The organism is Pseudomonas sp. LBUM1663 (genome assembly GCF_059695905.1).
The window spans coordinates 2,264,775-2,284,599 of record NZ_CP166792.1 but is presented as its reverse complement, the minus strand read 5'-3'; the positions used below and the strand labels follow the sequence as shown (position 1 = coordinate 2,284,599).

Below are 19,825 nucleotides of genomic sequence, written 5' to 3'. Positions count from 1 at the left end.
CATAGGAGATCAGTGTGGATTACCGGACTTCAGCCAACCTGGTCCAGCGATTGCCATTGCGGCGGCGCGACAAACCCGGCGACCCAACCCGGCACGTCGGCGGGGGGCATTGGCCGGGCGATGAAATAGCCTTGAGCCACTTCACACCCCAGTCGCAACAGCAACTCACCGTGCTCGATACTTTGCAGCCCTTCAGCGATCACCTGCCGGCCAAACGCCCGGGCCAGGCCGATCACCGCGGTGGTCAGCGCCAGGTCATCGCGATCATCCAGAATGTCGCGCACAAACGACTTATCGATCTTGATGGTTTGGGTGCGCAATCGCTTGAGGTAGCTCAGCGACGAATAGCCAGTGCCGAAGTCGCCCAATGAAAACTGCACCCCCAGCGCCTGACAGGCCTGCAAACAGTCGCTGACGTGCTGGATATTCTCGACCGCCACCGACTCGACGATTTCCAGGTCGAGCATCTGCGGCGCAACATCGACATGCCGGGCGAGGACGTGCCTGAGCCGGTCGACGAAATCCGCGCGCTGGAAATGCCGTGCCGCGATATTAATGCTGATCGGCCAGCCCTGCCCCGCCTGCTGCCAGCGGTGCAATTGCGTCAGCACCTGATCCATCACCCATTCGCCGATGTCGACGATCAGGTCCGTCTCTTCCACAAACGGCAAAAACTCCCGAGCCGGCACCATGCCGTTTTGCGGATGTTCCCAGCGCAACAGCGCCTCGAAGCCGACCACCACGCCAAGGCGCATGTTGACCTTGGGCTGGAAATGCAGACGCAACTCATCGGCGGCCAGCGCCTGGCGCACGCGCTCGACCGTCTGGTGAGTGGCCTTGACCTCCTGATCCCTGGACACGTCGAACAGATGGAATCGGTTGCGCCCGCGCTGCTTGGCCACGTACATGGCCTGATCGGCGTGACGCAACAGGGTTTCGGCATCTTCATGGTCGAGCGGAAACAGCGTGACGCCGATGCTGGCGAACACATTGATGTCCTTGCCGTGCAACGTATACGGCGCCGAAATCGCTCCCAGCACCCGGTTCAGCGCCGCGCGCAATTCCGGCAGATCCCGCACGTAACGCAACACCAGCACAAACTCGTCGCCGGCCAACCGCGCCACGACATCTTCGCCACGCACGATGTGGCGCAAACGCTTGGCCACTTCCACCAGCAATTGATCGCCACTGGCGTGACCGTAGCCGTCGTTGACCGCCTTGAACCCGTCAAGGTCGAGCATGCAGACGGCGAGCGGGATGTTTTCCTGCCGGGAGAACTCCAGCGCCTGGTCCAGCAGATCCGAGAGAAACGCACGATTGGGCAGCCCGGTCAGCACGTCGTGCCCGACCCGCCATTGCAGGGAATGCAACAACTGGCGTTTTTCGCTGATGTCGAAACGAATCGACAGGTATCGATCGACCCGTCCGGTCGCGTCATTGAGTACCGGCACCATGGTGCTTTCAACCCAGTACAGGCTGCCGTCCTTGGCGCGATTGCAGATATCGCCCTTCCAGACGTTGCCCAGCGCGATGGTGCGCCACATGCCGGCGAAGAAATCCGCGCTGTGCACGCCGGAATTGAGAAGACGATGGTTCTGCCCGAGCAACTCGTCGCGGCTGTAGCCGGACACGGCGCAGAACTGATCATTGACGTGGGTGATCCGGCCGCTCAGGTCGGTCTCGGAAAAAATGGCGGCGGCATCCACGGCCCTGCGGTATTTCTCATCCATGAATCAGGCTCGCTGTCGCTAGCGGTGGGACTGCGCAAACACGTTTTCACTCCATGACCCGCATTTGATGACCGCGCAGAACCGGAGATCGGCTAGTCTCAAAAACCTCGTGCAAGGCTGGCAAAGGAGCGCAATGCTGGCGGTTTCGCATCGCCCATTTTCGGGAAATAGATCACCATTCCCCCCTTATTGGCGGCGATTCTACGAAACGCATCACATTTTGCAAAGCAAGGTGATGGATCATGCAGTTGCCTAATGCAAAAATCTATCGTTAAGTTCTTGATTCTAAATGGGAATTGAGCGATGCAAATTTCAAGTTTGGGTCCAGCCATCCGACGCTACCGTAAGGTCGCGGGGCTTACTCAGGCTGAACTCGGCGAAAAAACCGGTTTTGACCCCAAAACCATCAGCCGCTTTGAAACCGGAACCTATACCCCCAGCGTCGAAGCCTTGTTCCTGCTTGCCGACGTGCTGGACGTAAAGCTGAAAGCCTTTTTCGCAGATCTGGGCGATGAAGATGAACAGCGGGCGTATCTGTTCGGTGTCATCCACAAAGCCACCCCGAAGGATCTGGGAAAGCTGATCGCAGCGGTTGACCAGGCCTTGTCCAAGCCTTAGTGGCGGAAATGAAAAAGGAGGCCGACGTGTCTGATACGACACGTCGGCCTCCTTTTTTACGTTCATTCCAGAAATCGGGAACGACAAAAAACCGCCTGGATCAAGGGCCATGGCAGCACACACAAAATAAGTATTTTCAGGCAGATAACGCGAGAGAGGACTCGCGGTGCGTTATGGAGGCAACCCCACCAGCCACACCCCGGCACACAATGTTCCCGCTGTGGCTGCTTCCTTCCGGATCTGACCAGGTTCACGGGTAATCGTTGCGGGGGGACCGATGGGGTCACCATAACGACGCTCACCTGACGGCGAGCCGCGCCATTGTACCTATCTGAGACGAAGTTACAACCGTTCGGGGGGATTAAAAAATATGTGCTGGTTCAAGGACATGCAAAATCTGCAGAACACCGCAGCCCTGTAGCCCTGTAGCAGCTGTCGAGGCTGCGAGGCTGCTACAAGCGGACGGAGTTGGCTAGAGGTCTTGCAGCACTTCATCCGCCCTGCCGCCCTCTTGCTGGATCACCAGATGGATGAAGTGCAGCTTGGCAATCACTGCCGGCGGCAGGACGAACGGGTAGAAATCCGGCTGGCCCATGCTGCGTGATAATTCATTGAGCATGCCGGCCAGTTCGATCCATGCGTTGACGAACGACAGGAACGCCGCGCCGCCGGGATGCTGTGGATCGTAGAGCGTGTCGAGCGGGAATGGCTGGTAGTCGAAATCCATCTCGCGCGCGCTCATGCCAAACCCCAGCGCCGTATCCACCGCGTCCATCATGTGCAGGTAATGCGCCCAGGTTTCCGCCCAGTCTTCCCACGGATGCATGGTCGCGTAGGCGCTGACGCAATGTTGCTGCCAGTCCAGCGGCGCGCCTTGCTGGTAATGGCGCTCGAGGGCGTCGGCGTAGCTGAGACGCTCGTCGCCGAACAGGTTGCGAAACGGTTCCAGCCAATGACTGTTGGCGATCAGCCGGTCCCAGTAATAATGCCCGACCTCATGACGAAAATGCCCGAGCAGCGTGCGATAAGGCTCGTGCATTTGCACCCGGACCTTTTCGCGGTGGGCGTCGTCGGCTTCCTTGATATCAAGGGTGATCAGGCCATTGGCGTGACCCGTGGTCGGCGGCTTGCCTTCTAGGTCGACACCGATGAAATCGAAGGCCAGGCCAGTTTGCTCATCGACAGTTTTGGGAATCACCTGCAATCCAAGGCTGATCAACTGCGCGACCAGACGACGCTTGGCGGTTTCGACCTGGCGCCAACGTTCGTGGTTTTCGGCAATCGACAGGTCAGGGATGGTGCGATTCAGGCTGCAGGCGATGCACAGCGCATCGTGGTCATTGGCCGGCAGTAGCCAATTACACGCGGCCGGGGAATCGAGGTTGGCGCAGCGCCGGAACAGACCGGCCCCGGGGTCGGCGTCGAGTGACCAAGTGTCCGCCAGTACCCCCGGTTGCAGCGAGGACAGTCGGCTCTGCTCCGGCTGATAGCCCAACGCCGCCGAACAGGCCAGGCACTGGCTGTTGCGAAAGAACAGCGACTGCCCGCAGCGGCACTGCCAGACCTTGCTGTTGCGCGAACTTTCGCCGATGAAGGGCGCGGCAATGCGTGAGCTGAGCTGTTCGAAGAAGCGGTACATGGCGATCTCTCCCTGGGGCCTGCCAAGACTAGATCATTGCTGCGCGAAGATCGTTCCCACGATATACACCCCTGCATGCATTGCGTTTGTGGCGAGGGGATTTATCCCCGTTGGGTTGCGAAGCAACCCCAGATCCGGCAACCGCTTTATCACAGACAGATTGCGGGCAACGGCCTTGCGACGACTTCGTCGTCGAACGGGGATAAATCCCCTCGCCACAGGTCTAGCGTCAGACAGAGATGCCGTGTTTTTTCAGGAAATCGACAAACGCTTCTTCGTCGAGCACCTTCAATCCCAATTCATTGGCCTTGGCCAGCTTCGAACCGGCACCCGGCCCAGCTACCACGCAATGGGTCTTGGCTGACACCGAACCCGCCACCTTGGCGCCGAGGCTTTCGAGTTTGTCCTTGGCGATGTCGCGGCTCATCAATTCCAGCGAACCGGTCAGCACCCAGGTCTGGCCAGCCAGCGGCAGGCCTTCGACGACTTTCTTCTCGCTCTGCCAGTGCATGCCGAAATCGCGCAGCTGTTTCTCGGCGGACTCAGCAATCTGGCGATTTTCTTCAATCGCGAAAAACTCTCTAACCGAATTAGCCTGTTTCTCCGGCAATGCCTGGCGCATGTCCAGCCAGTCAGCGCCGAACACACCTTCCAGCGAACCAAACTTGTCCGCCAGCTTCTGCGCCCCGCCCGGCCCGACCGACGGAATGTGCAGCTTGTCGAGGAAACCACCCAGCGTGGTACTGGCGGCAAACTCGGCACCCAGTTCGCCCTGATCCTGAATCTGCAGACCGTGCTTGAGCAGTTGCGAAATGACCTGCTGGTTATGTGCATCTTCAAAGAAGCTGTGAATCTCGTGAGCCACTTCCAGGCCGACGTCCGGCAAGTACGTGAGCACTTGCGGCAATGCCTGCTGAACCCGCTCCAGCGAGCCGAGAGAGCGCGCCAGGACCTTGGCCGTCTCTTCGCCGACATCAGGAATCCCGAGGGCGTAGATGAACCGTGCCAGGCTCGGTGTCTTGCTGTCCTTGATCGCAGCGAGCAGTTTATTGCTCGACAGCTCGGCAAAGCCTTCCAGATCGACGATGTCCTCGAACTTCAAGGCATACAGATCGGCTGGGGAACTCACCAAACCTTCATCCACCAATTGTTCAACGCTCTTGTCGCCGAGGCCTTCAATGTCCATCGCACGACGGGAGACGAAGTGAATAATCGCCTGCTTGAGTTGCGCACCGCAGGCCAGACGACCGACGCAGCGGTAGACCGCGCCTTCGCTGACGGTCTCGCGACCCTTGCTGCGCTTGACCAGTTGCGTGCGCTCGACATGCGAGCCGCAGACCGGGCACTTCTCTGGAATCTGCACTGGACGCGCGTCGTCCGGGCGACGCTCCATGACCACTTGCACCACTTGCGGAATCACATCGCCCGCACGGCGAATGATCACGGTATCGCCGATCATCAGGCCCAGACGCGCCACTTCGTCCATGTTGTGCAAGGTCGCATTGGCCACGGTGACACCGGCGACCTTGACCGGTTTCAAGCGCGCCACAGGCGTCACAGCGCCGGTGCGGCCGACCTGGAATTCCACGTCGAGCAGTTCGGTGAGTTCTTCCATGGCCGGGAATTTATGGGCAATCGCCCAGCGCGGCTCGCGAGCGCGGAAACCCAGCTCACGCTGGGACGCGATGCTGTTGACCTTGAACACCACGCCGTCGATTTCATAGGCCAGCCCGTTACGGCGCTCGCCGATGTCGCGGTAGTAATCCAGGCATTCATCAATGCCGTGCGCCAGTTTCAACTCGCGACTGATCGGCATGCCCCAGGCCTGGAGCTGTTTGAGATTGCCAATGTGCGTGTCGGCAATGTCCGCCGAAATCTGGCCGATGCCGTAGCAGCAGAACTCCAGCGGGCGGTTGGCGGTGATCTTCGAATCCAGCTGGCGCAAGCTGCCGGCCGCCGCGTTGCGCGGGTTCGCGAAGGTCTTGCCGCCGACTTCCAGTTGCGTGGCGTTCAGGCGCTCGAAACCGGCCTTGGACATGAACACTTCGCCGCGCACTTCCAGGGTCGCTGGCCAGCCCGTTCCCTGCAATTTCAGCGGGATATTGCGCACGGTGCGCACGTTGACGCTGATGTCTTCGCCGGTGGTGCCGTCGCCGCGCGTCGCGCCGCGCACCAACACGCCGTCCTGATAAAGCAGGCTGACCGCCAGGCCATCGAGCTTCGGTTCGCAGCTGTATTCAACCGCCGCGCCGCCGCCAAACAAATCGCCGACCGGCAGGTCGAGGCCTTCCGTCACTCGGCGATCGAACTCGCGCATGTCGGTTTCTTCGAAGGCGTTACCGAGGCTGAGCATCGGCACTTCGTGGCGCACCTGAGTGAACGCCGACAGCGCTGCGCTGCCGACGCGCTGGGTCGGCGAGTCGCTGGTGATCAGGTCGGGATGGGCCGCTTCGAGGGCCTTGAGCTCATGGAACAACCGGTCGTATTCGACGTCCGGGATGCTCGGCTCGTCCAGCACGTGATAACGGTAGTTGTGCTGATCCAGCTCAGCGCGCAGCTCTAGAATGCGGGTTTTGGCGGCGGTCATGGGTGTTCTCTCATAAAGCAAAAGAGCAGCCGAGGCTGCTCAATCTTCTAAACAATAGCGTAACGACGCATGTTCTGTGGCGAGGGAGCTTGCTCCCGCTCGGCGGCGAAGCCGTCGTAAAACCAGCGATTGCGGTGTGTCTGAATGAAGGGGGCTGCTTCGCAGCCCAGCGGGAGCAAGCTCCCTCGCCACAGCAAGCTCCCTCGCCATAAAAAGCTCTCCTGACATAGAGAGCTTCGTTTTGGATCAGCGCTTCTGGGTCAGGGCGCGGCGTTCGAATTCGACGATGCGCTGACGGTAATGCTCGATCGTCTGGGCGGTCAGCACGCTGCGCTGGTCGTCTTTCAGTTCGCCGTTCAGCTCCTGGGACAGTTTGCGCGCCGCGGCCACCATCACGTCGAAGGCTTGCTTCGGGTGACGCGGGCCTGGCAGGCCGAGGAAGAAGCTCACCGCCGGGGTGCTGAAGTGGTCGATGTCGTCCAGATCGAAGATGCCCGGCTTGACCGCATTGGCCATGGAGAACAGGACTTCACCGTTGCCGGCCATGCTTTCGTGGCGGTGGAAAATATCCATCTCGCCGAAACGCAGACCGCTTTCCAGAATATTCTGCAACAGCGCCGGGCCTTTGAAGCCGGCAGCGTCACGGCAGATCACGCTGATCACCAGCACTTCTTCGGCTTGCGGTTGTTCCTTGTCACTGATCGACGGCGAAGCCTTGGTGTCATCCGGGAAATCGTCGTCACGGCTGCTGAAGCTCGGGCCGCCGTCCAGATCCAGGCTGAGGTTCATGTCGCCCTGGGAAGGCTCGCCATGGCCACGCTTGCCGCGCTTGGAACCCGACTCACGCGGTTCACGGGCAGGCATGCTCACCGACGGCAGATCGTGCTCGTCCAGTTGCGGTTCTTTATGCGTGTCCAGCACGCGGGGCGGGCCCAACAGCTCGGCGCTGGTGTCCTCGTCCGGCAGGTTGGACAAACTTCGGTCAAGACGGAATTTTAGTTTTCCCTTGCCGCCGCGCATGCGACGCCAGCCATCGAAAAGAATACCGGCAATGACAATAATGCCGATGACGATCAGCCACTCGCGCAGACCGATTTCCATGTAATCCCGTGCCTCTATAAAAAATGCTGAAAAATAAGGGGTTTACAACTCGCAAACCGCTTTAAAACGTGGCGCCAACTCTATGTTCTGACAGGCGTTTTGCCCACGTATACGAAAAATTGACATTAAACTAGCACGACCAAAGGTAACTTTACACCGTCTGTCACAATGGCTAGCGCGAATATGTCGATTGGCCAGCAAGTCGAGACAGTAAAAAAAGTCCTACAGACAGAAAATACCTGCCCTACAAACGCCGACTCAGGCCTCCACCATCGCCATCGCCTCCTCGACATCCACTGCCACCAGACGCGAACAACCCGGTTCGTGCATCGTCACACCCATCAGTTGCTCGGCCATTTCCATGGCGATCTTATTGTGGGTGATATAGATGAACTGCACCGTCTGCGACATCTCTTTGACCAGCCGTGCGTAGCGTCCAACGTTAGCGTCATCCAAGGGTGCATCAACTTCATCGAGCATGCAGAACGGCGCCGGATTCAACTTGAAGATTGCAAAAACCAGGGCCAATGCGGTCAGGGCTTTTTCGCCACCGGAGAGCAAATGGATGGTGCTGTTCTTCTTTCCTGGCGGCTGCGCCATGATCGTTACCCCTGTATCGAGTAGATCTTCGCCCGTCAGTTCCAAATACGCGCGTCCTCCACCGAAAACTTTTGGGAAAAGCGCCTGTAAACCGCCATTGATCTGATCAAAGGTATCCTTGAAGCGGTTTCGGGTTTCCTTGTCGATCTTGCGAATCACGTTCTCGAGGGTGTCCAGCGCTTCCACCAGATCGTCGTTCTGCGCATCCAGATAACGTTTACGCTCGGATTGTTGCTGGTATTCGTCGATGGCCGCCAGGTTGATCGCACCGAGGCGCTGAATCCGCGCCGCAATGCGTTCGAGTTCTTCTTCGGCGTCCTTCTCGTTAGCCTCGGCGGTCAGCGTGGCGAGTACGCCGTGCAGGTCGTAACCGTCTTCCAGCAACTGATCTTCCAGCGTCTTGCGGCGCACGGTCAGGGCTTGCCATTCCATGCGCTGGGTTTCCATTTGCCCGCGAATCAACTGCGATTGCTGCTCTGCCTGATTGCGACGTTTTTCCGCATCACGCAATTCACGGTCAGCGTCTTCCAGAGCGATCTGCGCCGTTTTCAGTTCTTCATCGACGGTCATGCGTTTGTCGAGCAACTCTTCGAGTTTCAGGCGCAACTCTTCCAGCGGTGCTTCGCCCTCTTCCAGATTAAGGCTCAGCTGTTCACGTTTCTCGGTCAGGCGCTCGGACTGCATCTCCAGCCGCTCCAACGCGTGACGCGTGGAGTCGTGTTGCGCCTTGAGCGACCCCAGACGCACCGCCAGTTGATGGGCGTGATCCTTGTGTTGCCGGGCTTCCTGACGCACCCGATCAAGTCGCTCGCGCAGGCTGTCGCGCTGGGCCAGCAGCAACTCGCGTTGCTCGGTGTCCAACGCCATGGCGTCGAGGGCTTCCTGCAATTGCAGGCGCGCTTCACCGATGTTTTCGTGCTCCAGCGCGCGTTGCTCAGCCAATTCGGTGAGCTCTTCGTCCAGGCGTGTACGACGCAGGGTCAGTTGTTCGGCCTTGGCCTTGCCGGCCGACAACTGGGCTTTCAACTCGCCTTGCTGACGCGCTTCGTCTTGCAGCAAACGACGCAAATGTTCGCGACCGTTTTCCTGCTGACGCTGCTGCGCCCTGAGCGTCTGAAGTTGGGTTTCGAGGGTTTCGACCGTGGCTTCGCGCTCTTCGCGCTCGATGCTCAGTCGCTGGATCTCGTGACCACGGGCAAGCACGCCGCTTTCCGCTTCGCTGGCCCGGCGAACACGTAGAAAGTGTCGGCCAACCCAATAGCCGTCGCGGCTGATCAAGCTCTGGCCGACGGTCAGCTGACTGCGCAGGGCCAACGCCTGTTCAAGATTCTCAACCGGTTTGACCTGCCCCAGCCACGGCGACAGATCGATCTGCGCTTCAACCTTGTCGAGCAAGCTGCCGGGCACACGCACACCATCGCTGGCCGGGCTGAGCAAACGCAAATCGCCCTGGGCAAAACCGGCAAGATCGAAATCGCCGAAGTCGTCCACCAGCACCGCTTGCAGGTCGGCACCGAGCACGGTTTCCACCGCCAGCTCCCAACCCGCTTCAACGTTCAAACCTTCGGCCAGACGCGGACGGTCCGCCAGATGCTGTTCGCGCAGCCATTCAGCGGTGCCGGTGCCCGGATCGAGCGCGGCCTGCTGCAAGGCTTCGAGGGAGGCGAGGCGACCGTTGAGGCGCTGCAAATCGCCTTGGGCTTGCTGCTGCGCGGTCAGCGCGTGCTGCAATTCCTGACGCAGTTGTTCAAGCTTTTCGACCTGAGCTTGTTCACTGGTCTGCAAATCCTCAAGCGTCGCTTCGGATTCAGCGAGCTGCTCGCTGAGCTCCATGATCGCCGCGTCTTCCGGGTCCGCCGAGAGCAACGCGCGCTCTTCGCCAAGGCGCTTCTGGCGATCGGCCAAACGCTCCATGCTGGTTTCGAGTTGCTGAATGCGTGACTGCTGGACCTCGGACTGGCGGCGCGGCTCGGCGGCCGTGAGGTTGAAGGTGTCCCACTGCTCCTGCCAGCCGTGCATGGTGGTTTCGGATTCTTCCAGCGCGGCGGCGGCTTCTTCGGCGGCGGCGCTGGTGACTTCCTGCTCCGGCGTGAGCATGTCCAGCTCTTCACCGAGGGTCAGCAGCAAGGTGCGGTCGTGACCCAGGTGCGATTCGGTTTCCAGGCGCGCGCGCTCGGCTTCTTTCAGATCATCCTGCAACTGCCGCAAACGCTGCTGACCGTGCTGAATGCTCTGCTCGACCCGGGCAATGTCGCCGCCCACCGAATAGAAGCGCCCCTGCACCAGATTGAAGCGCTCTGACAGGTCATGGTGCCCGTCACGCAAGCGTTCGATGGCCGCATCGGCGTTGCGCTGTTCAGCGACCAACGCTTCGAAGGTGACTTCCTGATTGCCAATGACTGCTTCGCGCTGCCCGACCTGTTCGTTCAACGCCTGCCAGCGCAGCGCCGACAGTTGGGCCTTGAGCTGACGCTCCTCGCCTTTGTATTCCTGATACTTCTTGGCGGCCTCGGCCTGGCGATGCAAACGCTCAAGCTGGCGCTCGAGTTCTTCACGCAAATCGGTCAGGCGGGCCAGGTTTTCATGGGTGCGACGAATGCGGTTTTCGGTCTCGCGCCGACGCTCCTTGTACTTGGAGATACCCGCCGCTTCTTCGATAAAGTTGCGCAGGTCTTCAGGCTTGGACTCGATCAGCTTGGAGATCATCCCCTGCTCGATGATCGAATAGCTGCGCGGGCCCAGGCCTGTGCCCAGGAAGATGTCGGTGATATCGCGACGACGGCATTTGGTGCCGTTGAGGTAATAGGTGGTCTGGCTGTCGCGGGTCACTTTGCGGCGAATGGAAATTTCTGCATAGGCGGCGTATTCGCCAAGCAGCGTGCCGTCGGAGTTATCGAACACCAGCTCGATACTCGCCTGGCTCACCGGCTTACGGCTGGTCGAACCGTTGAAGATGACGTCGGTCATCGACTCGCCACGGAGGTTCTTGGCCGAACTTTCGCCCATCACCCAACGAACGGCGTCGATGATGTTCGACTTGCCGCAGCCATTGGGCCCGACCACGGCCGCCATGTTGCTGGGGAAGTTCACGGTGGTCGGATCGACGAAGGATTTGAACCCTGCCAGTTTTATGCACTTGAGCCGCACGCTTAAGCGTCCGTCAGGGCAGAAACCACCAGATCGCTGCTGCGCTGGGCATAGGCCGTCAGCACTTCGCGGATCTGCGGAAAGTCACGGGCCAGCACGGCGGCGAGCAAGCGTTCGAACAACTCCAGGAACTCGCTCATCGAGGCCTTGCGCTGGTCCAGGGCGAGGAAATACGCACGGCTCATCGCCGGTTGCAGGTTCTCGACGGTTTCCTGCAAGTACGGGTTGTTGGCAAACGGGTACGCGGCGCGCATCACATTGAAGCTGTCGTCGACGAAGGTGCGGATATCCTGACGCTCGTAGCTGGCGGCCAGGCGCTGCTGGATCTGCACGAACGGCGCCATGTCGGCCTGGACCTGCCAGCCTTTGGCCACGGCATTGCCCAGCAGAATATAGAGTTCGCTCATCAACGTGCACAGGCTCTGCACCTTATGGGCAGTGAGCTCGGTGACGTGGGCACCGCGTCGCGGCAGGATCGCGATCAGGTGGCGGCGCTCGAGGATCAACAAGGCTTCACGGACCGAACCGCGGCTGACATTGAGGGCCAGCGTGACCTTCTGTTCCTGGATGCGCTCCCCGGGCTTCATTTCGCCACGAATGATGCGTTCGGCGAGGTGGTGAGCAATTTGCTCGGCGAGGCTGTCCGGCGCCTTGAACGTCATGGTTGTCCTTCAAACTCTTCGATCTGCACAAGCGGCGCAGTGTAGCGCACATGAAGGGTCATGGCGGAGTGCCCACTCAGCGGTTTTTGGCACGAATCAAGCAAAAAGCAGGCTAACCCGCGAGGGTCAATAATGAAGGAACGAGTCGTTGATCGACAAAATGGCTTTTCCTGACCTTTAAGTCAGAAAATCATTGACCGCAAAGTCAGACCTGATAAATTCGGTCCAAGTCGGTTAACAACAATAATGAGTCTGCGAGGCCTTCCGTGATCCAGTTTTTACTTAACCAGGAACTCCGTAGCGAGCACGCCCTGGACCCAAACCTGACCGTGCTCAATTATCTGCGCGACCATGTGGGCAAACCCGGCACCAAAGAAGGCTGCGCCAGCGGTGACTGCGGCGCCTGCACCGTGGTGGTCGGCGAGCTGCAAACGGATGACGATGGCCGCGAACACATTCGCTATCGCAGCCTCAACTCGTGCCTGACGTTCGTGTCGTCATTGCACGGCAAACAACTGATCAGCGTCGAAGACCTCAAGCACCAGGGCGAACTGCACAGCGTGCAGAAAGCCATGGTCGAGTGCCACGGTTCGCAATGCGGCTTCTGCACCCCGGGCTTCGTGATGTCGCTGTTCGCGCTGCAAAAGAACAGCGATCAACCGGATGCTCATAAAGCCCACGAAGCACTGGCCGGCAATCTCTGCCGTTGCACGGGCTATCGACCGATTCTGGAAGCCGCCGAGCAATCTTGCTGTGGTAAACAACCGGACCAATTCGATGCACGCGAAGCCGACACCATCGCCCGCCTGAAAGCCATCGCGCCTACCGACATCGGCGAACTCAACAGTGGCGACAAGCGCTGCCTGGTGCCACTGACCGTGGCCGATCTGGCTGACCTCTACGACGCTTATCCACAGGCCCGGCTGCTGGCCGGCGGCACGGATCTGGCGCTGGAAGTCACGCAGTTCCATCGCGCCCTGCCGGTGATGATCTACGTCGGCAACGTCGCCGAAATGAAGCGCATCGAACGCTTCGACGACCGCCTGGAAATCGGCGCTGCCACCGCCCTCTCCGATTGCTACGAAGCCTTGAAAGCCGAATACCCGGATTTTGGTGAATTGCTGCAACGCTTCGCTTCTTTGCAGATCCGCAACCAGGGCACCCTCGGCGGCAACATCGGCAACGCCTCGCCGATCGGTGACTCCCCACCGCTACTGATCGCGCTGGGCGCGCAGATCGTTTTGTGCAAGGGCGAAACCCGTCGCACCCTGGCCCTGGAAGATTACTTCATCGATTACCGGGTCACCGCGCGCCAGGAAAGCGAGTTCATCGAGAAAATCATCGTGCCGCGTGCCAGCGCCGAACAGCTGTTCCGTGCGTACAAGGTTTCCAAGCGCCTGGACGATGATATTTCCGCCGTCTGCGCCGCGTTCAACCTGCGCATTGAAAACGGTGTGATCGCTGACGCCCGCGTCGCCTTCGGCGGCATGGCCGCGATCCCAAAACGTGCGAATAACTGCGAAACCGTGTTGCTCGGCGCGCCATTCAATCACGCCACCGTCGAACGCGCCTGCGCCGCGCTGGCCGAAGATTTCACACCGCTCTCGGACTTCCGCGCCAGCAAGGAATATCGCCTGCTCAGCGCGCAAAACCTGCTGCGCAAATACTTCATCGAACTGCAAACGCCGCACATCGAGACTCGGGTGACCGCTTATGTCTAATCATCACGCCGTAGAGAAGACCCAGGCCGAACTGGCTGAACTGTTCGCCAAGGACCTGACCACCGGGGTCGGCCGCAGCGTCAAGCACGACAGCGCCGCCAAGCACGTGTCCGGTGAAGCGCAGTACATCGACGACCGGCTGGAGTTTCCGAATCAGCTGCACCTTTACGCACGCCTGTCGGACCGCGCCCACGCGAAAATCATCAGCATCGACACCAAGCCCTGCTACGCCTTCGAAGGCGTGCGCATCGCCATCACCCACGAAGACGTGCCGGGCCTGAAAGACATCGGCCCCTTGCTGCCGGGCGATCCATTGCTGGCCATCGACGACGTGCAATTCGTCGGTCAACCCGTACTGGCCGTTGCCGCAAAAGACCTGGAAACCGCACGCAAAGCCGCCATGGCCGCGATCATCGAATACGAAGATCTCGAGCCGGTGCTGGACGTGGTCGAAGCGCTGCGCAAACGCCACTTCGTACTCGACAGCCACACCCATCAGCGCGGCGATTCGGCCGGCGCATTGGCGACTGCCGAACATCGTATTCAAGGCACGCTGCACATCGGCGGCCAGGAACACTTCTACCTCGAAACCCAGATCTCGTCGGTGATGCCGACCGAAGACGGCGGGATGATCGTCTACTGCTCGACGCAGAACCCCACTGAAGTGCAGAAACTGGTGGCCGAGGTTCTGGACGTGTCGATGAACAAAATCGTCGTCGACATGCGCCGCATGGGCGGTGGTTTTGGCGGCAAGGAAACCCAGGCTGCGAGCCCGGCGTGCCTGTGCGCAGTCGTCGCCCACCTCACCGGCCAGCCGACCAAGATGCGCCTGCCGCGCGTTGAAGACATGTTGATGACCGGCAAGCGTCACCCCTTCTACGTCGAATACGACGTCGGCTTCGACAGCACCGGTCGCCTGCACGGCATCGCCTTGGAACTGGCCGGCAACTGCGGCTGCTCGCCGGACCTGTCGGCGTCAATTGTCGACCGCGCGATGTTCCACGCCGACAACTCGTACTACCTGGGCGATGCGACTATCAACGGTCACCGCTGCAAAACCAATACCGCGTCGAACACCGCTTACCGTGGCTTCGGCGGCCCGCAAGGGATGGTCGCCATCGAAGAAGTGATGGACGCCATCGCCCGTCATCTGGCCCTCGATCCGCTGGCGGTGCGCAAAGCCAACTACTACGGCAAGACCGAGCGCAACGTCACCCATTACTACCAGACCGTCGAGCACAACATGCTCGAGGAAATGACCGCCGAACTGGAAGAAAGCAGCCAGTACGCCGAGCGCCGCGAAGCGATCCGTCGCTACAACGCCAACAACCCGATCCTGAAAAAAGGCCTGGCGCTGACCCCGGTAAAATTCGGTATTTCCTTCACCGCCAGCTTCCTCAACCAGGCCGGCGCACTGATCCACATCTACACCGACGGCAGCATCCACCTGAACCATGGCGGCACCGAAATGGGTCAGGGTCTGAACACCAAAGTCGCGCAAGTCGTGGCTGAAGTGTTCCAGGTGGAAATGGACCGCGTGCAGATCACCGCGACCAACACCGACAAGGTGCCGAACACCTCGCCGACCGCCGCATCCAGCGGTGCCGACCTCAATGGTAAAGCCGCACAGAACGCGGCTGAAATCATCAAGAAACGCCTGGTGGAATTCGCCGCCCGGCAGTACAAGGTCAGTGAAGAAGACGTGGAATTCCATAACGGCCACGTGCGGGTTCGCGATCACATCCTGACCTTCGAAGCGCTGATCCAGCAGGCGTATTTCGCCCAGGTGTCGCTGTCGAGTACCGGCTTCTACAAGACCCCGAAAATCTTCTACGACCGGAGTCAGGCCCGTGGTCGGCCGTTCTATTACTACGCCTTTGGTGCAGCCTGTTGCGAGGTGATCATCGACACCCTGACCGGCGAGTACAAAATGCTGCGTACCGACATCCTCCACGACGTCGGCGACTCGTTGAACCCGGCCATCGACATCGGTCAGGTCGAGGGCGGTTTCATCCAGGGCATGGGCTGGCTGACCATGGAAGAACTGGTGTGGAACAACAAAGGCAAACTGATGACCAACGGCCCGGCCAGCTACAAGATCCCGGCCGTTGCCGACATGCCGCTGGACCTGCGGGTGAAGCTGGTGGAAAACCGCAAGAACCCGGAAGACACGGTGTTCCATTCCAAGGCAGTCGGCGAGCCGCCGTTCATGCTGGGCATCGCGTCGTGGTGTGCGATCAAGGATGCGGTAGCAAGCCTGGGTGACTACAAGCATCAACCGAAAATCGACGCACCGGCGACCCCGGAGCGGGTGTTGTGGGGGTGTGAGCAGATGCGGCAATTGAAGGCGGCGAAGGCTGTTGAGGCTGAAGCCGAGTTGGCTTCGCTCTGATACCGAGGCGCGGCCAATCGCTAGCAGGCTAGCTCCCACGGGATTCGTGAGGAATCCAAAATGTGTGGACACCACAAAACAATGTGGGAGCTAGCCTGCTAGCGAAGAGGCCCGAACAGACAACAGAGATGTTGAGGTGAAACATGTACAACTGGATCGACGCCCTCGCCGACCTGCAATCCCAGGGTGAACCCTGCGTGTTGGTGACCATCATCGAAGAGCTCGGCTCGACGCCGCGCAATGCCGGTTCGAAAATGGTCATCAGCGCCACCCAGGCCTTCGACACCATCGGTGGCGGGCACCTGGAATACAAGGCCATGCAGATCGGTCGCGAGATGCTGGCCAGCGGCAAGCAGGACACCCATCTGGAGCGCTTCAGCCTGGGCGCCAGCCTCGGCCAGTGCTGCGGCGGCGTGACCGTGTTGCTGTTCGAACCGATGGGCCAGGTCCAGGCGCAGATCGCCGTGTTCGGCGCCGGCCATGTCGGCCGGGCGCTGGTGCCGCTGCTCGCCAGCCTGCCCTGCCGGGTGCGCTGGATCGATTCGAGGGAAGCGGAATTCCCCGAACAGATCCCCCACGGCGTGCGCAAAATCGTCGCCGAAGAACCAGTGGATGAAATCGACAACCTGCCCGCCGGCAGCTACTGCATCGTCATGACCCACAACCACCAGCTCGACCTTGAACTCACCGCCGCGATCCTCAAGCGCAACGACTTCGCCTACTTCGGCCTGATCGGTTCGAAGACCAAACGGGTGAAGTTCGAACACCGCTTGCGCGACCGTGGTTTCGACAGCGCCGTGCTGCAACGCATGCGCTGCCCGATGGGCATCGGCGAAGTCAAAGGCAAGTTGCCTGTGGAAATCGCCATCTCCATCGCCGGCGAAATCATCGCCACCTATAACGCCAGTTTCGGCCAGCAAACTGCCAGCGCCGGATCATCGATCGCCAAACTGCTGCCTGCTTCACGCCGCAGCCAAGCCACGAATTGAGAAATTTTATGCCTCTGACTCGCAAAGCCTACCGCGCCGCCATCCTGCACAGCATCGCCGACCCCGCCGAAGTGGGCATCGAAGCCTCGTATGAGTATTTCGAAGACGGCCTGCTGGTGGTCGATAACGGCCAGATCAGCGCCCTCGGCCACGCCAGCGACTTGCTGCCGACCCTGCCCGCCGATATCGAGATCACTCATTATCAGGACGCCCTGATCACCCCGGGCTTCATCGATACCCACATTCACTTGCCGCAAACCGGTATGGTCGGCGCTTACGGCGAGCAGTTGCTGGACTGGCTCAACACCTACACTTTTCCGTGCGAAAGCCAATTCGCCGACAAGGCTCATGCCGACGAAGTCGCGGACATTTTCATCAAGGAATTGCTGCGTAACGGCACCACCACCGCGCTGGTGTTCGGCAGCGTGCACCCGCAATCGGTGAACTCATTCTTCGAAGTCGCCGAGCAACTGGACCTGCGGATGATCGCCGGCAAGGTGATGATGGACCGCAACGCTCCGGACTACCTGACCGACACCGCCGAATCCAGCTACGTGGAAAGCAAGGCGCTGATCGAGCGCTGGCACGGCAAGGGCCGCCTGCATTACGCGGTGACCCCGCGCTTCGCCCCCACCAGCACCCCGGAACAACTGACCCTTGCCGGCCAGTTGCTCAGCGAATACCCCGACCTGTACATGCAGACCCACATCAGCGAAAACCTGAAGGAAGTCGAGTGGGTCAAGGAACTGTTCCCCGAGCGCAAGGGATACCTCGACGTTTACGATCACTACCAGTTGCTGGGCGAGCGCTCGGTGTTCGCCCACGGCGTGCACCTGTGCGACGACGAGTGCGCGCGGCTGGCGGAGACGGGTTCGGCGATTGCTTTCTGCCCGACCTCAAACTTCTTCCTCGGCAGCGGCCTGTTCAATTTGCCGATGGCCGAGAAGCACAAACTCAATGTTGGTTTGGGCACGGACGTGGGCGGTGGTACCAGTTTTTCGCTGCTGCAAACGTTGAACGAAGCGTACAAGGTCATGCAACTGCAAGGGGCGCGCCTGAGCCCGTTCAAATCGCTGTACCTGGCGACCCTGGGCGGTGCGCGTGCGCTGCGTCTGGAAGACAAGATCGGCACGCTGAAACCGGGCACCGACGCCGACTTCCTGGTGCTGGACTACAACGCCACGCCGCTGCTGAGCTATCGCTTGAAGCAGGCCAATAACATTGCCGAGACGTTGTTTGTGTTGATGACGCTGGGGGATGACCGGACGGTGCTGCAGACGTATGCGGCGGGGAATCAGGTGCATCAGCGTTAAGATATTTCGGGCATAAAAAATCCCCCGTTGCTTTACCGCACCGGGGGATTTTTGTTGCCTATCAGATTGCTATCGCGTGCAAGCCCGCTCCCACAGGATCGCGGTGAGCGTGCAACCGACATCCATCCAGTGGGAGCGTGGCTTGCCCGCGATGGGCGCGCCTCGTTCTACCTTAGAGTTTGACCGCAGGCCGCCCAGGTTTCTTGGTCTGCAATAAATGCGAGAACACCGCATGCAAATCATCCGACGCGCTTTCCTCGTCGAGGTTGAGCTTGCTGTCGATGTGATCCATGTGATGCATCATCAGGTTCACCGCCAACGCACCATCACGCGCTTCGATGGCGTCGATCAATTGGGTGTGCTCGTCGTAGGAACAGTGGGAACGGTTGCCGCTTTCGTACTGGGCGATGATCAGCGAAGTCTGGGACACCAGGCTGCGCTGGAAGCTGATCAACGGCGCATTCTTCGCCGCTTCGGCCAGTTTCAGGTGGAATTCGCCCGACAGACGGATACCGGCGCCGCGATCGCCACGGGAGAAGCTGTCGCGCTCGTCGTTGACCATCTGCCGCAACTCGGCAATCTGCTCGGCGGTCGCGTGCTGAACCGCCAGTTCAGTGATCGCCCGCTCCACCAGACGCCGGGCCAGGAATACCTGACGGGCCTCCTCGACACTCGGGCTAGCGACCACAGCGCCACGGTTCGGACGCAGCAGCACTACGCCTTCATGGGCCAGGCGCGACAGCGCGCGGCGAATGATGGTGCGACTGACCCCGAAAATTTCCCCCAGCGCTTCTTCGCTCAACTTGGTGCCGGGCGCCAGACGCTGTTCGAGGATGGCCTCGAAGATATGTGCGTAGACAATATCGTCCTGGGTACCGCTGCGGCCGGCTTTGCCTGCTCGCGGTTGTTTCTTGAGGGGCTGCAACTGTTCGTTCATGGGCACTCGAGTCGGGAGAACTGCGGCGAATTGACCGTGACTGTAATACGGCACAGTGGGTCGCTGGCAAGTATCGCGTAAAAAACACCACGATTGTACACAATGGATGGTGGCAACACGACTGTATGGCTGTTTGTCGCTTCTGCTGTATCGCAACGGTTGGTTACTTTTGAGTTTAGGCTTGAACAAGCAAATATGTGGTCAGTAAAGCTTTTGTGGCGAGGGGGCTTGCCCCCGTTCGGCGGTGAAGCCGTCGTAAATGCTGTGCACGCGTTCTAGCTGATTCACCGCTTTGCCTGGTTTTGGGGCTGCTTCGCAGCCCAACGGGGGCAAGCCCCCTCGCCACAAACGCCACGCTGAATTTACCGCTAGCCATAAGGAACACCGCT

The 19,825-nt window shown here is 60.0% G+C and carries 12 protein-coding genes and 1 other RNA gene; 5 read left to right on the top strand and 8 right to left on the bottom strand.

From position 1 onward, the window contains the following. Nucleotides 1-29 precede the first annotated feature (29 nt). Nucleotides 30-1,730 carry a putative bifunctional diguanylate cyclase/phosphodiesterase gene (locus ACA075_RS10325; RefSeq protein ID WP_497298363.1) on the bottom strand — a complete coding sequence of 567 codons (1,701 nt, stop codon included), beginning with the start codon at nt 1,728-1,730 and terminating at the stop codon, nt 30-32. Between the two features lie 303 nt (nt 1,731-2,033). On the opposite strand from ACA075_RS10325, the gene ACA075_RS10320 reads away from it, so the two are divergent. After that, a complete protein-coding gene (locus tag ACA075_RS10320; RefSeq protein ID WP_094471480.1) occupies nt 2,034-2,348 on the top strand; it encodes a helix-turn-helix domain-containing protein in 315 nt (104 codons plus the stop codon). A 183-nt stretch (nt 2,349-2,531) separates the two neighbouring features. Here the strand turns inward: ACA075_RS10320 and ffs are convergent. The 6 genes from ffs to ACA075_RS10290 form a co-directional block, all read right to left on the bottom strand. Then, an RNA gene (gene ffs, locus ACA075_RS10315) (signal recognition particle sRNA small type) lies at nt 2,532-2,628 on the bottom strand. Nucleotides 2,629-2,820: 192 nt separating this feature from the next. Then, nucleotides 2,821-3,987: a zinc-binding metallopeptidase family protein gene (locus ACA075_RS10310; RefSeq protein ID WP_497298362.1), complete on the bottom strand. Its 1,167-nt coding sequence runs from the start codon at nt 3,985-3,987 to the stop codon at nt 2,821-2,823. 229 nt (nt 3,988-4,216) lie between these two features. Continuing rightward, nucleotides 4,217-6,574, bottom strand: coding sequence for an NAD-dependent DNA ligase LigA (gene ligA / locus ACA075_RS10305; protein WP_497298361.1), 2,358 nt, complete (start codon nt 6,572-6,574; stop codon nt 4,217-4,219). Nucleotides 6,575-6,820: 246 nt separating this feature from the next. Further along, entirely contained in the window at nt 6,821-7,675 is an 855-nt protein-coding gene (gene zipA / locus ACA075_RS10300) for a cell division protein ZipA (protein ID WP_094471477.1), read from the bottom strand. 258 nt (nt 7,676-7,933) lie between these two features. Beyond that, nucleotides 7,934-11,422 (bottom strand): chromosome segregation protein SMC, encoded by a 3,489-nt coding sequence (smc, locus tag ACA075_RS10295; RefSeq protein ID WP_497298360.1) that lies wholly within the window; start codon nt 11,420-11,422, stop codon nt 7,934-7,936. Nucleotides 11,423-11,424: 2 nt separating this feature from the next. Further along, complete coding sequence (locus ACA075_RS10290; RefSeq protein WP_109628876.1) at nt 11,425-12,084, bottom strand: GntR family transcriptional regulator; 660 nt, start codon at nt 12,082-12,084, stop codon at nt 11,425-11,427. Between the two features lie 266 nt (nt 12,085-12,350). Between ACA075_RS10290 and xdhA the strand changes: the two genes are divergently transcribed. The 4 genes from xdhA (at nt 12,351) to guaD (ending at nt 18,499) form a co-directional block, all read left to right on the top strand. Beyond that, on the top strand, nt 12,351-13,805 hold the full coding sequence (xdhA, locus tag ACA075_RS10285) for a xanthine dehydrogenase small subunit (RefSeq protein WP_497298359.1): 1,455 nt from the start codon (nt 12,351-12,353) through the stop codon (nt 13,803-13,805). After that, nucleotides 13,798-16,197 carry a xanthine dehydrogenase molybdopterin binding subunit gene (gene xdhB / locus ACA075_RS10280; protein ID WP_497298358.1) on the top strand — a complete coding sequence of 800 codons (2,400 nt, stop codon included), beginning with the start codon at nt 13,798-13,800 and terminating at the stop codon, nt 16,195-16,197. Before xdhA ends, xdhB begins: the two co-directional genes overlap by 8 nt. Nucleotides 16,198-16,340: 143 nt before the next feature. Continuing rightward, on the top strand, nt 16,341-17,186 hold the full coding sequence (xdhC, locus tag ACA075_RS10275) for a xanthine dehydrogenase accessory protein XdhC (RefSeq protein ID WP_462026352.1): 846 nt from the start codon (nt 16,341-16,343) through the stop codon (nt 17,184-17,186). Nucleotides 17,187-17,194: 8 nt separating this feature from the next. Further along, entirely contained in the window at nt 17,195-18,499 is a 1,305-nt protein-coding gene (gene guaD / locus ACA075_RS10270; protein WP_497298357.1) for a guanine deaminase, read from the top strand. A 172-nt stretch (nt 18,500-18,671) separates the two neighbouring features. Here the strand turns inward: guaD and ACA075_RS10265 are convergent, their stop codons facing one another. Continuing rightward, nucleotides 18,672-19,436 carry a GntR family transcriptional regulator gene (locus ACA075_RS10265; RefSeq protein WP_219096386.1) on the bottom strand — a complete coding sequence of 255 codons (765 nt, stop codon included), beginning with the start codon at nt 19,434-19,436 and terminating at the stop codon, nt 18,672-18,674. Nucleotides 19,437-19,825: the final 389 nt, after the last annotated feature.

Excerpts from the sequence above, each read along its gene's own strand:
- ACA075_RS10325 (WP_497298363.1), bottom strand. The coding sequence starts at position 1,730 with ATGGATGAGAAATACCGCAGGGCCGTGGATGCCGCCGCCATTTTTTCC.
- ACA075_RS10320 (WP_094471480.1), top strand. The coding sequence starts at position 2,034 with ATGCAAATTTCAAGTTTGGGTCCAGCCATCCGACGCTACCGTAAGGTC.
- ACA075_RS10310 (WP_497298362.1), bottom strand. The coding sequence starts at position 3,987 with ATGTACCGCTTCTTCGAACAGCTCAGCTCACGCATTGCCGCGCCCTTC.
- ligA (WP_497298361.1), bottom strand. The coding sequence starts at position 6,574 with ATGACCGCCGCCAAAACCCGCATTCTAGAGCTGCGCGCTGAGCTGGAT.
- zipA (WP_094471477.1), bottom strand. The coding sequence starts at position 7,675 with ATGGAAATCGGTCTGCGCGAGTGGCTGATCGTCATCGGCATTATTGTC.
- ACA075_RS10290 (WP_109628876.1), bottom strand. The coding sequence starts at position 12,084 with ATGACGTTCAAGGCGCCGGACAGCCTCGCCGAGCAAATTGCTCACCAC.
- xdhB (WP_497298358.1), top strand. The coding sequence starts at position 13,798 with ATGTCTAATCATCACGCCGTAGAGAAGACCCAGGCCGAACTGGCTGAA.
- xdhC (WP_462026352.1), top strand. The coding sequence starts at position 16,341 with ATGTACAACTGGATCGACGCCCTCGCCGACCTGCAATCCCAGGGTGAA.
- guaD (WP_497298357.1), top strand. The coding sequence starts at position 17,195 with ATGCCTCTGACTCGCAAAGCCTACCGCGCCGCCATCCTGCACAGCATC.
- ACA075_RS10265 (WP_219096386.1), bottom strand. The coding sequence starts at position 19,436 with ATGAACGAACAGTTGCAGCCCCTCAAGAAACAACCGCGAGCAGGCAAA.